This is a genomic window from Nocardia sp. NPDC055321, from assembly GCF_053645575.1.
Window position 1 is genome coordinate 285,353 of record NZ_JBSHMS010000001.1, and the last position, 14,611, is coordinate 299,963.

Consider the following 14,611-nt stretch of genomic DNA (forward strand, 5'->3'; position numbering starts at 1 on the left):
GCAGACTCGGCGCAAACGAGGGCCGGTCGTGCAGGTGGCCGGGCGAGCAAGGTGGTTGTGGGAGTTTGAAGGTCGCAATGGATCTCAGCGCCATCGAGCGCCAGGTGGCTGCCGACAGAGGGGCGGCCCGGGACCGTTCGGCGGCGGCGGAGTTGGCACTGGCCACCTCGTTGTGTGAACTCGCCCGCGCCCTCATCGCCACCCGACGTGATCCGGACGAACGTGATCGGTCGGCCACCGCGCTCGAGCCCGCGCAGGAGGCGGTGCTGCTGCGCCTGCGCTGGCTCACCGCCGGGCACGTGAACGCCATCTTCGCCAACGAGGTGCAGGAGGCGCTGCGCCTGTTCGAGGAGGCCGCGCGCACCATCGGGCACCGCGAGCTGGCCATCCCCACCATTCGCAACGCGTGCAACGCCTACCGGCAGGTGGCGCACCAGTACCCGCACGCCGCTGCCGTGTGCGCCGACGCGCTGGCCAAATGCGGGGTGTGGCTGTGCCGGCTCGATCCGCACGCCGCCGTCGCCGCGGGCGAGGACGCCGTGCGTATTCGCGCCGCGCTCTTCGCCGCCGAACCCGAACAGGCGGGCCGCTACCTGGCCAGCCTGAACACGCTGTTGCGCACGCTCATGGTCGGCCGTCAGCGCAAGCAGGCCGTGGCCATGTACCGCGAGCGCTACGCGGCGGTGACCTCCCCGGCCATGACCCAGCGGCTGCGCGAGATCAAGATCGAGGAGATCGGGCTCACCAGCAAGACGGTCACCGCGCTGCGCAAACTCGAATGCCAGACCCTCGAGCGCGCCGGATACCTGACCCAGCAGCAGATCCTGTACCAGAGCGCAGGCGACCTCGCGACGATCGAGGAGATCAACTGGCAGCTCGCGCTGGTCGGCCTCAAGCCGCTGGCGGCCGGCGCCATGCCCGAACAGCCGTCCAAGCCGGTGGAGATCAGCACCAGTTTCGGCGCGCTGACCGTGCGCTGCTCCTCGCGCAACGGCGTCACCCTGGTGCGCGCCGCGGTGCTGGCGGCCTACGCCGCCGAGGGCGCGCAGTCGGTGCCGAGCACAGCGTACCTGGGCGTCGACGAGAAGCACTGGGCCACGCGCCAACCCGAGACCAACGCGACCGAGCGCCTCGGCGAGGACGTGGTCCTGATCGAGAAGGTCTCCGAGCACTGGGTCTCGGTCAAGAGCCTGAACTGGGAGGTCGCACCGGTGGGCAGACACCCACTGGCGCTGCGGCTTTCGAAGGAATGGCCGGTGGTCAGCGTGACCACCACCGAGCGCATGTCCTACGAGCTGTGCTGGTACGAGGGCGGTTCGGCGGTGCAGTACGCGGCGCTGGGCCTGCCGGTGGGGCAGATTCCGCTGGAAAAGCCGCTCGCGCCTTTGGATTTCAAGATGCTGGCCGAGTACGGCGCGGATTACGCCTCGGAAACGCAGGTGCGTTCGGCATTCGGCAATACCTCCATGTTCGCCAAACTGACCCAGCTGCCGGCCAGTGGAATCCGCCAGGCGGCAGAGGCCGGTCCGCTCACCGCGCACGGGTCCAACATTCTCTACTTCCGCGACGCGGAGCAATAGCTCTACCACGCAACGCAATAGCCGCCATGTCCGATTTTCGGCATGGCGGTTTTCGCGTGCGCGCCACGGTCCGGGGTTCTGCTCGACTGTCCAGTTCATATTTACCGGATCTGTGATGCGGATCACCATGGAACGGTAACCTGTTCTAACCCGGCTGCTCGTGCTGCAGAAAAAGTGGCTTACGGTCACGCGAAATGCCGTGGAGAGAAAGGCATCTCGACATGAGTTCCACCTCGACCACCGCCCCGGAGTTGCAGCCACCGACGCTGCTGACCGGCCTCTGGCAACGCAAACTCCCGCACTACCCGGAGACGCCCGCGCGCTCCTGGTATCTGTTCCTGGTCGTGATCGTCTCGATCGCCCTGTACTACCAGTTGTTCGTGGTGGGTGCGATCGGCAACGAGCTCATCGCCTACTACAACCTGACCTTCCGCTACTTCGTCGGCATCTTCATCGCGGGTGCGGCCGTGGGCGCGGCCGCCTCGGTGGCGGCCGGCATCCTGGACCGCTGGGGCCGGGCCAACATGGTCGCCTACGGCACCGTGATCTGTTCGGCCCTAACGCTTTTCGCGGTACCACTGTGCACCACGAAAGAGGCGTACCTCGCGGTCTACTGCCTCATCAGCATCGTCGAGGGCGCGGTCCTGGTCGCCACGCCGGCACTGGTGCGCGACTTCTCCCCGCAGCTCGGGCGGGCCTCGGCCATGGGCTTCTGGACGCTGGGCCCGGTGCTCGGCGCGCTGGTGACCACCGAGCTGTCCACCCTCACACTGGACGAGCACCCGGACTGGCAGTTCCACTACCGGCTCTGCGGCGCCATCTGCCTCGCCATCTCGGTGCTCGGCGTCATCGGGCTGCGTGAACTCAGTCCCGCGCTGCGCGATCAGATCATGGTGTCCATGCGGGACAAGGCGCTCATCGAGGCCCGGGCGCGCGGATTGAATGTGAGTGCGCTCGAACGCGATCAGTGGAAACAGATGATGCGTTTCGACATTGTCGGCTCGGCCTTCGGCATCGCCATTTTCCTCGCGTTCTTCTACACCATCGTGTCGTTCCTGCCGGTGTATTTGGCGACCAACTTCGGGTTCACCACGAAACAGGCCAACGCGCTGGGTAACTGGTATTGGATCTCGAATGCGATCGGCCTGGTCATCACCGGCATCGTGTCCGACCATCTGAAGGTTCGCAAACCGTTCATGCTCTTCGGAGCGGTCATGAGCATTATCGGTGTCTACGTATTCCTGAGCTACACCGACCGGCCGGGCACCGATTACTACACCTTCGCCATCGTGCTCAGTCTCATCGCGGTGGGCAGCGGTATCGCCTATTCCACCTGGATGGCGAGTTTCACCGAGACCGTGGAGAAACGAAATCCGGCGGCCACCGCGGTCGGGCTCGCGGTCTGGGGCGGCATTCTGCGCACCGTGGTCACGTTCGTGCTCTTCGGGCTGCTCATCGTGGTGACCGCGGCGGGCACGCTGGTGAACTACGGTCCCGAACTGCAGGTCATCGCCGCCAAGTACCACACCGAGATCGCCACGATTCAGAAGGCGGGCGCGGAGAACATGGAGGCGCTGGGCCGGAATCCTAACGATATCGACGCCCAGACCGCGGCGCTGACCAGACTGACCGGCGCGGCGGAGGCCGATATCGGGACCGCGCTGAGCGTGAACGCCAAGTACCCGCAGGAATTGGCGGCGTTGCAGGCCGTGGATCCGGCGGTACTCACCAAACTCCTGATGAATCCCGCCGATCAGGCGTCCGCGGCGACGGCCGTCGGGCAGATCATGCAGAAGCTGAACCTGCCCGCGGATCAGGCGGCGGCGAGATTGGCGGCCGCGCAGCAGGTTCCGGTGTCGGATCTGGCGGTGGTGTCCCAGGTAGGTCCGCAATTGACCGCGGCCAGTAAGGAATTGGCGGCGGTGGCGGCGATTCCGGCCGCGGACCGGGACTTCCTGGCCGAGCACGCCGACGAAGTGCAGCAGGCGCAAAAGGATTCGGCCGATCAGTGGACGACCTGGTGGTGGATCTGCCTGCTCGCGCAGGTCGGGTTCATTCCGTTCATCTTCTTCATGTCCGGGCACTGGAGCCCGGCCAAGGCGGAGCAGGAGGCGGCCGAGCACAACGAGGCCGTCGATCGGGAGCTGGCTTCGCTGGGTAAGTAGCGCGGCATCGATCCGGCCGGGGCCGGGCGCCATCCCGGGGGCCGACCCCGGCCTTCTCGATTGAAGTACAGTTATTGAAGTGCAACCTACGCGGGACGCGAGTCCGGGAACCGGTTCGGCCGCGCCGCGCCCTACGGTGAGCGGCGTGACGAACTCCGTGGCCGCGACCTTCGATCTGCTCGGCGACCGCCTGACGCTGACCATCCTGCGCCTGGCCTTCGTCGAGCGCGCCCGGCGGTTCTCGCAGTGGAGCGAGCGCACGGGCGCGCCGCCCGCGGTGCTGACCGCGCGGCTGGGCGCGCTCGTGGATGCCGGGGTGCTGGCACGCGAGGGTGCGGAGTATCGGCTCACCGACCTGGGCCTGGGCGTGTGGGAGATCCTGGTCTGCGTCTGGTCCTGGCAGCGCGAATGGACCGCCGAATGGGCGCTGCTGCCGGAGTTCGTGCACGAGGACTGCGGGCATCGCGGGCCGCCGGTGCTCCTGTGCCGGGACTGCGGGCGCACCGTCACCGCGCACGACACCGACGTGGCGCTGGATCGGGATGCGCTGTGGCACATCACCTCCGGTCGCCGCCGCTCCGCACGCGCGGCCGCGCCGGCCGGCGGCGACGCGCGATTCGACGAGATCATGGAGGCCATCGGCGATCGGTGGAGCGCCTCGGTGACCGGGCTCGCGCTGGCGGGCGTGCGGCGCTTCTCCGAATTCCGGGCGGCCCTGAACATGTCGCCGACCACCCTCACCGAACGGCTGACCCGGCTGGTCGAGGCCGGGATCCTGCACCGGCCCGAGACCGCCGGGCGGGAATACCGGTTGACGCCGCGCGGGCGGGCGTTGTTCGGGGTGTTCGCGTTTCTGCTGGCCTGGGCCCGGCGCGCGCATCCGGGCGCGCCCGAGCCCGGATTGCGCATCGACCACCGCGAATGCGGTTCGGCGCTGCGGCCCGCGCTGCGCTGCCGGGGGTGCGAGGCGGAACTGGCGCGCACCGATGTGCGCTTCGAGCACCCTTGACAGTCCGGCATGAGACGCGTATCACTTCATTAACTGTAGTGAACTTCGCCGGGTCCGCGTGGCCCGGCCACCGGAGGCGTTGCTCATGCCGCTCAACGAAGAACTCATCGCTCCCGCCGCGGAGGCCCTGACCAATCCGTACCTGGAGGGGCCGTACGCACCGCAGGCGGACGAGATCACCGCCGTCGGCCTGCCGGTGCTGGCCGGGGAGCTGCCCGCGGACCTGGACGGGGTCTACGTGCGCAACGGGCCCAATCCGCAGTTCGCGCCCATGGGCCGGTACCACTGGTTCGACGGGGACGGCATGCTGCACGCGGTGCACTTCGAGGGCGGACGGGCGACCTACCGCAATCGCTACATCCGCACCGCCGAGTTCGAGGCCGAGCGCGCGGCGGGAACGGCGCTGTGGCGCGGGGTGATCGAGCCCTGGGACAACAATCCGGCCGGTGATCGCCGCGAGCGCAATTCCGCCAATACCGATGTGCTGTACCACCACGGCAATCTGCTCGCCCTGTGGTACCGGGCGGGGCAGCCCTACGCGCTGGACCCGGTCAGCCTCGCGACCCGGGGCGCGGACACCTTCAACGGCACACTGCGCGGGGAGGTTTCGGCCCACGCGAAGGTCGACGAGCGCACCGACGAGCTGCTGTTCTTCGACTACGGCATCAACGCGCCGTACCTGCGCTACGGCGTGGCCGACCCCACCGGGACGGTCACCCACTTCACCGGTGTGGAACTGCCGGGGCCGCGGCTGCCGCACGACATGGCCATCACCGAGAACTACTCGATCCTCATGGATCTGCCGCTGTACAACGATCCGCGGGCCGCGGCGGCCGGCCGTTTCAAGATCTTCTTCGATCGGAACCTGCCCAGCCGCTTCGCGGTGCTCCCGCGTTACGGCGATGGGGCGCAGGCGAAATGGTTCGAGGCCGCGCCCGGGTACATCTATCACACGGTGAACTCCTGGGAGGAGGGCGAGGAGATCGTGCTCGTGGTCTGCCGGGTCACCGAGCCGAGCCCGGTCTCCGATCGCGCGCATCCGCTGGCGCAGCTGCTGGCCTATCTGCGCCCCGAGGCCAAGCTCTACCGCTACCGCTTCAATCTGCGCACCGGCGTCACCACCGAGACGGCCCTCGACGACGTGAACACCGAATTCCCGGCCATCGATCAGGGGCGCACCGGCCGGGCGGGCCGGTATTCGTACCAGATGCGCCTGTCGGTGGATCGGACCATGATCTTCGACGCGATCATCAAGTACGACATCGTCACGGGCGCGAAGGAGACCGCCCCCTTCGGCGACGGCTTCCTCGGCAGCGAGCTGACCGTGGTCCCGCGCCCCGGCGGCACCGCCGAGGACGACGCCTGGCTGACCATGTTCGCCCACAACAACCACACCGGCCTGTCCGAGGTCTGGATCTACGATGCCGCCGATCTCGCCGCGGGCCCCGTCTGCCGGCTCGGCCTGCCCACCCGCGTCCCCCTCGGCTTCCACGCCACCTGGGTGGCCGGGGACCGCATGCGCGCTGCCGCCCAGCCGCTGTCGTGACCGGGACGCGCGCCGTGACCTTCCCCGACCTCAGCGTGAGTCTGCCCCTGTGGCAGGACCGCGACCCCCTCGACGCCCTGCTGGTGGCCGACGCCGCCGACGCCCTCGGCTACGACCGCCTCTGGATCGGTGAGATGGCGACCTTCGACGCGATCGCCCTGGCCACCGCCATCGGCCGCACCCCGGGCCGAATCCCCCTGTGCCTGGGCCCCTTCGCGGTCGCCGTCCGCACCCCCGCGTCGATCGCCATGGGGGTGGCGTCTGTGGCCGCCCTCACCGGCCGCCCGGTCGGCGTTGCCCTGGGCACCTCGAGTCCGACCGTGGTCACCGCCTGGCACGGCCGCGAAAGGACCGCCACCGCAGCACATCTCGAGGAATCCGCCCACGTCGTCCGGGACCTGCTCGCCGGGGACAAGGTCCATTTCGAGGGCGCCCGGGAACGAGTGCACGGCTTCCATCTGCGGCTACCCGCACCGCGACCCGCGACTCGCGACGTCGAAGAGGTGGACGGCGCGCCGACATCGCGCCCTGAGAACGCGGAACTCCTTCCGGCGGTGTCCATGCCGGCCCGGACCGATTCGATCCCGCCCGGTGGCAATGGGCCGGCCGCGGCATCAGGGGAGTCCGGTGGCGCGGATCCGGGTGGCGGATCCCCCTCGTTACGAGGGGAAGTGGTCGTGGCGGCGTTCGGGGAGCGTGCGTTGTCCGTCGCGGCGCGGGTGGCCGATCGGGTGGTCCTGAATCTGGTGACACCCGCCCAGGTGGCCCGGTGCGTGGCCGCGGTGCGGGAATTCGCCGCCGCGGCAGGTCGTCCCGCGCCGCCGATCGCGGTATGGGTGACAGCGGGCGTGAACCCCACCGACGCGATGCGTGAGACGTTGCGGCGCGGGGTGGTCGGGTACCTGCGGGCCCCGGGATACGGGGAGATGTTCGCGGAGGCCGGTTTCGGCGACGTCGTGGCGCTCGCCCGCGGCGGTGCGCATCCGCGCGACGTGCTCGCGGCGGTACCGGACGCGCTGCCCGCCGCGGTCGGCATGCTGGGGAGCCCGGACGAGGTCCGGGCCCGCCTCAAGGACTACCGGGCCGCCGGGGCCGACGAGGTGGTCATCGTGCCGGTGACCTCCGCCGAGGACCCGGCCGGCCACCGGACGCTGGAGACGATCGCGGGGTTCGACCGTGGGTGAGGCGTTCGTCTACGACGCGGTGCGACTCCCGCGCGGGCGCGTGCGGAAATCCGGTGGGACGCTCGGTGAGTTGCCCGCCTGGGAACTGTTCGGGCAACTGCTGCGGGCACTGGCGAACCGGTCGTGCCCGCCGGATGCGGTGCGGGACATCATCGCCGGGGTCGGCACGCCGGTGGGGGAACAGGGCGCCGACATCGCGCGCGCGGCCGCGCTGTGGGCGGGGTGGCCGGACGGCGTTCCCGGCGCGGTGGTTTCGCGGCTGTGCTGCTCCGGGCTCGACGCGGTGGAGAGCGGAGCGGCGCGGGTCGCGGCGGGCTACGCGGAGATCGTCGTGGCCGGTGGCGTGGAATCCATGTCGCGGACCCCGATGCTCTCGGATCGGCCCGCCATCGCGCTCGACAACGACCTGGGGGAACGCACCGGCTTCGTCACCATCGGGGTCTCGGCGGATCTGACCGCCGCCGCACACGGCATCACCCGGGCGGAGCTGGACGCGTTCGCCGTCGAGTCGCATCGAAAGGCCGCTGCCGCAGTGGTTTCGGACTCGGTGATCCCCGCGCGCAAGGGCAGTTCCGTACTGCTCGACGCCGACGAGGGCGCGCGGGCGGACGCCGCGCTCGAGACCTTCGCCGCCCTGCCCACGCTGTTCGGTGCGGACGACTCCTGGGAGCGGGTCGCACGGCGGCTGCCGGGCGCACCGCGTCCCGCCGCCGGACTGCACACCCTGGCCACCGCACCGCAATTGGCGGACGGGGCCTCGGCGATCCTGCTCGGCGGTCACGCGGCCGCCGCGATCCTGGGCCGCACACCACGGGCGCGCATCGCCGGTACCGCCCAGACCGCCGAACGCTCACCGTTGCTGACCGCGACAGTGAGCGCCTCCCGGCTGGCACTGAGCCGCGCCGGGATCACGGCCGCGGATCTCGACGTGATCGAGGTCAACGAATCCTTCGCCGTCACACCGCTGCTGCTGATCCGTGCGCTGGGCCTGGATCCCGAGCGGGTCAACCCCTCCGGCGGCGCGCTCGCGGTCGGGCATCCGCTCGGCGCGACCGGCGGCATCCTCATCGCCCAGGCGCTGGACACCTTGCGCCGGTGCGACGGGGAATTCGCGCTGGTCACCATTCCGGCCGCGCTCGGCCTGGGTTCGGCGATCGTGCTGCAGCGCACGACCTGAACCGCACGACCCGATCCAACTCCACCCGGTACGACCCGTCAGGGGATCTCATGGCTGAATCACCCACCTCCGCACCGACTTCCGCCGCCCGTCGCGCGGGCCGCACCCGGCATCCGGTGCTCACCTGTCACCCCGAGGACACGGTGCGCGACTATCTTGACCGGGGCTGGTGGGAGCCCGAGACCATCCCGGAGGTGTTCCGCCGCCGGGTCGCCGAGACGCCCGGGGACCCGGCCGTCACCGACCCGGCGAATCTGGCCGACCTCACCGGCGCGGCCCCGCGCACCCTGACCTGGCGAGCGTTGGACGATCACGTCGTCGATATCGCCGCGGTGCTCTTCGCCGGCGGTGTGCGCCAGGGCGATACGGTGGCGGTCCTGCTGCCCAACACGATCGCGCTGACCGCCACGTATCTGGCGCTGTGGCGGCTGGGCGCGGTCGCGACACCCATGCCCGCTTCCTACCGGCGGCACGAGATCACCGGAATCCTCACCGCCACCGACGCGGACGCCCTGGTGACCTCCGGCGCGCTCGCCGGGCGCGACCTGGGCGCCGAGGCCCTCGCGGTCGCCGGACCGGACCGCACCGTCTTCGTCTTCGGACCCGGGGTGCCCGAAGCGGCGATCGCGGTCGGTGACCCCGCCGCGCCCGATGCCCGGGATCGCGCGCGCGACTACGAATCCGGGCTGCAGCCGACCGTCAACGACCGCGTCACCATCTGCTGGACCAGCGGCACCGAAGCCGCGCCCAAGGGCATCCCGCGCTGTCACGGCGACTGGCTGGCGGTGGCGCGCGGTGTCCAGGACGGGCTGGGCATCACCCCGGATTCGGTGGTGCTCAACCCCTTTCCCATGGTGAACATGGCGGGATTCGCCGCCGCGTTCCTGCCGTGGCTGCTCGCGGGCGGGCACCTGGTGCAGCATCATCCGCTCGACCTGCCCGTGTTCTTCCGGCAGATCGCCGAACACCGCGTGACCCACACCAGCATGCCGCCCGCGCTGCTGACCATGCTCCTGCGGAACGACGAGCTGCGCGCCCGGGCGGATCTGTCCTCGCTGCGCACCGTCGGTTCCGGTGGTGCACCGCTCCCGCCCCCGGTGGTGCGCGGCTGGCAGGAACAGCTGAACATCCACGTGCTCAACTTCTTCGGCTCGAACGAGGGCGTGAGCCTGCTCGGTGCGCCCGCCGACATCCCGGATCCCACCGTGCGCGCCCAGCATCTGCCGCACTACGCCGCGCCCGGCGTGCGCTGGTCCACCCGGCTGGCCGCGAGCACGGCGGTCAAGCTGGTCGACGTCACCACCGGCGCGCGGGTCACCGAGATCGGCGGGCGCGGGGAGCTGCGGATGCGCGGCCCGGCCGTTTTCGCGGGGTATCTACCGGGTACCGCGAGTGCGGAACCGTTCGACGACGAGGGCTACCTGTGCAGCGGGGATGTCTTCGAACTGTGCGGCGACGGCGGGCGCTACCTGCGTTTCGTGGATCGGGTGAAGGAGATCATCATTCGCGGCGGCATGAACATCGCGCCCGCCGAAATCGAGGGCCTGCTCGCCGACCATCCGGCCGTCGCCGATATCGCGATCGTCGGCTATCCGGACGAGGTGCTCGGCGAGAAGTGCTGTGCCTTCGTGGTTCCCAGTCCGGGAACCACACCGACGCTGGAGAGCCTGGTCGCGCATCTGCGCGCGCTCGAGGTCGCCTCCTTCAAACTCCCCGAACGACTCGAGGTCGTCGAGTCACTGCCGCGCAATCCGGTCGGCAAACTGCTGCGCCGTGACCTGCGCGCCCAACTCTGATCTCGCACAACATTATTCAGGAGCACCACGTGTCCGTGCACATCCTCGGCGGCGCCCAGACCGATTTCGCGGTCAACTGGCAGCGCGCCGGTCTGGGTTTCGACGCCCTCGTCAGCACCGTTCTCGAACACACCCTGGAGGCCACCCGGATCGACCCGGCCGATATCGGGGTCATCCACGTGGGCAACGCCTTCGGGCAACTCTTCACCGGTCAGGGCCACCTCGGCGGCATGCCCGCCACCGTCTGGCCGGAGTTCTGGGGGACGCCGGCCACCCGGCACGAGGCCGCCTGCGCCTCGGGCAGCATGGCGGTGCTGGCCGCCATGTCCGATCTGGAGTCCGGCCGCTACGACTGCGCCCTGGTGCTCGGGGCGGAGCTGGAGAAGACCGTTCCGGGGGACACCGCGGCCCGTCACATGGGTGCGGCGGCCTGGGCCGGACACGAGGCCGTCGACACGGATCTGGTGTGGCCCAGCATGTTCGCCGCGATCGCCGACGAGTACGACCGCCGCTACGGCCTGGACGCCGGTTACCTGCGCGCGATCGCCGAACTGAACATCGCCGCTGCCCGGGCCAACCCCCTGGCCCAAACCCGTGACTGGACCTACACCCCCGAGAGTTTCACCGCCGACGACACCGCCAACCCGCCGGTCGCGGGCGTCCTGCGCCGTCAGGACTGCAGTCAGATGACCGACGGCGGCGCCGCGCTGATCCTGGTCTCCGACCGATTCCTGAACGCGCGCGCCGAGTTTCGCGCCCGGCCCCGCGCGGTCATCACCGGGTGGGGTCATCGCACCGTCGGACTGCCCCTCGATCAGAAGCTGGCCGCCGCGGCCGGCGACCCCTACGTCTTCCCCCACGTCCGGCGGGCGGTCCTGGACGCCCTCGGGCGCGCGGGCCTCCCCGACATCGCGGCGGTGGACGGCTTCGAGGTCCACGACTGTTTCACCATGTCCGAGTATGTGGCCATCGACCACCTGGGGCTGACCGCGCCCGGGGAAAGCTGGAAGGCGGTCGATTCCGGGGCCATCACCCTCGACGGCGCGACCCCGGTCAATCCCGGCGGCGGACTCATCGGCATCGGTCATCCCGTGGGCGCCACCGGCATTCGCATGCTCCTGGACGCCACGAGGCAGGTGACCGGCCAGGCCGGCCCGCATCAGATCCCGGGCGCGAGCACCATCGCCACCCTCAACATCGGCGGCAGCACGACCACCACGGCGAGTTTCGTCGTGGCCGCCGCGGCCGACTGACCGCACCGCACACTCCCGGCAACCGCCAAGTACGCACTCTCGCAGTGGAACTGGCGGTTGCCAACGTGTTTCCGGCCACGGTCCGGCGGGGCTTCCGCGCCGGCGGAATCGGTGATAACTTGGCGACAGATACGAAAGTTACTGACGGGTAACATATTCTGTTGCCCGCCGGTCGTGCTCGAAACCGGGGGTTGGCATCGTGAGTTCGGCGACGATCACGTTGGGCATTGTCGGGGCGATCATCACCGCGCTCAGCTGGGGTTCGCTCGCGCTCGGGCTGGGGCGCATGGTCCGCATCATGCGGGCGGGGCAGCCGGACTTCTCGCGGCTGCGGCCGATCGTGCCCCGGCTGCGGACGCTCGCGATCGAGGTCGTCGCGCACACGCGAATGAACAGGTTCCGCACGGTCGGGTGGGCGCACTGGCTGGTGATGGTCGGGTTCCTGCTCGGCATGGTGTTCTATTTCGAGTCCTACGGGCAGACTTTCGATCCGGAGTTCCACTGGCCGCTGGTCGGGGACAGCCGCTGGTATCACCTGCTCGCGGAGATACTCGCGGTGACGACCATCCTCGGGATCGTCGTGCTCATCGTGATCCGGCAGCGCAATCATCCGCGCCGGCCCGAGCGGCTCTCGCGGTTCGGCGGGTCGAATTTCGTCGCGGCCTATGCCATCGAGACGATCGTGGTCGTGCACGGGATCAGCGATCTGCTGGTGAAGGGCGGCAAGATCGCGACCTACGGCGGCGGGCACGCGGCCAGTGATCTGTTCACCATGCAAGTCGCGAAGGTGCTGCCCGCGAGCCCGCTGTTCATCTCCGCGGCCGCCTTCGTGAAAATGCTTGCCGGAGCGGCGTTCCTGTACCTGATCGGCCGCAAGCTCACCTGGGGCGTGGCCTGGCACCGGCTCTCGGCGTTCGTGAACATCTATTTCAAGCGGGAGGCCGACGGTGGTGTCGCGCTCGGCGCGGCCAAGCCCATGATCTCCGGCGGCAGGGTGCTGGACATGGAGACCGCCGACCCCGACACCGACGCGTTCGGGGCCGGGAAGATCGAGGACTTCACCTGGAAGGGGTTGCTGGACTTCACCACCTGCACCGAGTGCGGCCGGTGCCAGAGCCAGTGCCCGGCGTGGAACACCGGAAAGCCGTTGTCGCCCAAGCTTTTGATCATGTCGTTGCGCGATCACGCGTATGCCAAGGCGCCGTATCTGCTCGCGGGCGGGGACACGGACACGTTGTCCGCCGAGGCGCGGGCGGAGGCGGAGCGTCCGCTGGTCGGGCACGAGGATGTCAACGGCATCATCGATCCCGAGGTGTTGTGGTCGTGCACGACGTGTGGTGCGTGTGTGGAGCAGTGCCCGGTCGATATCGAGCACGTCGATCACATCATCGACATGCGCCGGTATCAGGTGCTGATCGAGTCGGAGTTCCCGTCCGAGCTCGCGGGGTTGTTCAAGAACCTGGAGAACAAGGGCAACCCGTGGGGTCAGAACGCCAAGGACCGGTTGAACTGGATCAACGAGGTCGATTTCGAGATCCCGGTCTACGGCAAGGACGCCGACAGCTTCGACGGGTACGAGTACCTGTTCTGGGTGGGTTGCGCGGGCGCGTACGAGGATCGGGCGAAGAAGACCACCAAGGCCGTGGCCGAGTTGCTGGCCACGGCGGGTGTGAAGTTCATGGTGTTGGGTCAGGAGGAGACCTGCACCGGCGACTCGGCGCGTCGTGCGGGTAACGAGTTCTTGTTCCAGCAGTTGGCGATGCAGAACATCGAGGTGTTGAACTCGTTGTTCGAGGGTGTGGAGCAGGCGAAGAAGAAGATCGTCGTGACCTGCGCGCATTGCTTCAACGCGTTGAACAACGAGTACCCGCAGGTGGGTGGCACCTACGAGGTGGTGCATCACACGCAGTTGCTGAATCGTCTGGTGCGGGCCAAGAAACTGATCCCGGTGTCCCCGGTCGCGCAGAACGTCACCTACCACGACCCGTGCTATCTGGGCCGGCACAACAAGATCTACGACGCCCCGCGTGAGTTGATGGAGGCGTCGGGTTCGAAGCTGTTGGAGATGCCGCGCCATGGTGAGCGTTCGATGTGCTGTGGCGCCGGTGGTGCGCGGATGTGGATGGAAGAGCAGCTCGGCAAGCGCATCAACGTCGACCGTGTCGACGAGGCTCTGGATGCGTTGAACGGTGGTAACGAGCCGTCGATGATCGCGACCGGTTGCCCGTTCTGCCGGGTGATGCTGACCGATGGTGTCACCGCGCGTAAGGATGGTGGCGAGGTCGGTCAGGGTGTCGAGGTCGTCGATGTCGCGCAGTTGATGCTGCAGTCGATCGACCGGATCGACGCGGCCGTGATGACCGAGAACCTGAAGGTCATCCAGGTCCCGAAGGTCGAAGAACCCGAACCGGTTTCGAAGCCCGAACCGGTCGTGGAGCCCGAGCCCGCCGCGCACCCCACGCCCGATGCGCCGAAGCCTCCTGCCCCGGCCCCGGCGAAGGGTCTGGGTATGAAGGGCGGTCTGAAGGCCCCGGGCGGTAAGGGCCTGGCCATGAAGGGCCCCGCGAAGGCTCCGGGTGCCAAGGTCGCTGCCCGAACGGATACCGCGGCAACGGCTCCCGACGTGTCGTCGCCTCCGGCCGACCCCGTCAAGGGTCTGGCCATGAAGGGTCCGGCGAAGACCCCCGGCAAGGGCCTGGCGATGAAGGGTGCCGCGAAGGCCCCGGGTGCCAGGGCGGAAACCGCTGCGGCGCCGGCGACTCCGGCCACGGTCGAGCCGCCGGTCGCACCCAAGGGTCTCGCGATGAAAGGCGCGGTGAAGAAGCCCGGTTCGAAGCCCGCGACCGCACCGTCGGACGCCTAGCCCCCGAGGGTGAACGATCGGCCGGGCGGTGGGGATGC

General features: G+C 69.2%; 9 protein-coding genes. All 9 read left to right on the forward strand.

Annotated features, from left to right (window positions below):
* The first annotated feature begins 65 nt into the window (after positions 1-65).
* The 9 genes from ACWIGI_RS01270 (at position 66) to ACWIGI_RS01310 (ending at position 14,573) form a co-directional block, all read left to right on the forward strand.
* Positions 66-1,580, forward strand: a complete 1,515-nt coding sequence (locus ACWIGI_RS01270) for a hypothetical protein (RefSeq protein ID WP_454200321.1) — start codon at positions 66-68, stop codon at positions 1,578-1,580.
* A gap of 221 nt (positions 1,581-1,801) precedes the next feature.
* Entirely contained in the window at positions 1,802-3,745 is a 1,944-nt protein-coding gene (locus ACWIGI_RS01275) for an MFS transporter (protein WP_454200322.1), read from the forward strand.
* A gap of 145 nt (positions 3,746-3,890) precedes the next feature.
* Entirely contained in the window at positions 3,891-4,754 is an 864-nt protein-coding gene (locus ACWIGI_RS01280) for a winged helix-turn-helix transcriptional regulator (protein WP_454200323.1), read from the forward strand.
* An 85-nt stretch (positions 4,755-4,839) separates the two neighbouring features.
* On the forward strand, positions 4,840-6,300 hold the full coding sequence (locus ACWIGI_RS01285; RefSeq protein ID WP_454200324.1) for a carotenoid oxygenase family protein: 1,461 nt from the start codon (positions 4,840-4,842) through the stop codon (positions 6,298-6,300).
* A 14-nt stretch (positions 6,301-6,314) separates the two neighbouring features.
* Complete coding sequence (locus ACWIGI_RS01290; RefSeq protein WP_454200325.1) at positions 6,315-7,484, forward strand: LLM class flavin-dependent oxidoreductase; 1,170 nt, start codon at positions 6,315-6,317, stop codon at positions 7,482-7,484.
* Positions 7,477-8,661 carry an acetyl-CoA C-acyltransferase gene (locus tag ACWIGI_RS01295; protein WP_454200326.1) on the forward strand — a complete coding sequence of 395 codons (1,185 nt, stop codon included), beginning with the start codon at positions 7,477-7,479 and terminating at the stop codon, positions 8,659-8,661. The genes ACWIGI_RS01290 and ACWIGI_RS01295 overlap by 8 nt, the downstream gene beginning before the upstream one ends.
* Before the next feature lie 50 nt (positions 8,662-8,711).
* Positions 8,712-10,457: a class I adenylate-forming enzyme family protein gene (locus ACWIGI_RS01300; RefSeq protein WP_454200327.1), complete on the forward strand. Its 1,746-nt coding sequence runs from the start codon at positions 8,712-8,714 to the stop codon at positions 10,455-10,457.
* A 35-nt stretch (positions 10,458-10,492) separates the two neighbouring features.
* Positions 10,493-11,710, forward strand: a complete 1,218-nt coding sequence (locus tag ACWIGI_RS01305; RefSeq protein ID WP_454200590.1) for an acetyl-CoA acetyltransferase — start codon at positions 10,493-10,495, stop codon at positions 11,708-11,710.
* Between the two features lie 199 nt (positions 11,711-11,909).
* Positions 11,910-14,573: a (Fe-S)-binding protein gene (locus tag ACWIGI_RS01310; protein ID WP_454200328.1), complete on the forward strand. Its 2,664-nt coding sequence runs from the start codon at positions 11,910-11,912 to the stop codon at positions 14,571-14,573.
* Positions 14,574-14,611: the final 38 nt, after the last annotated feature.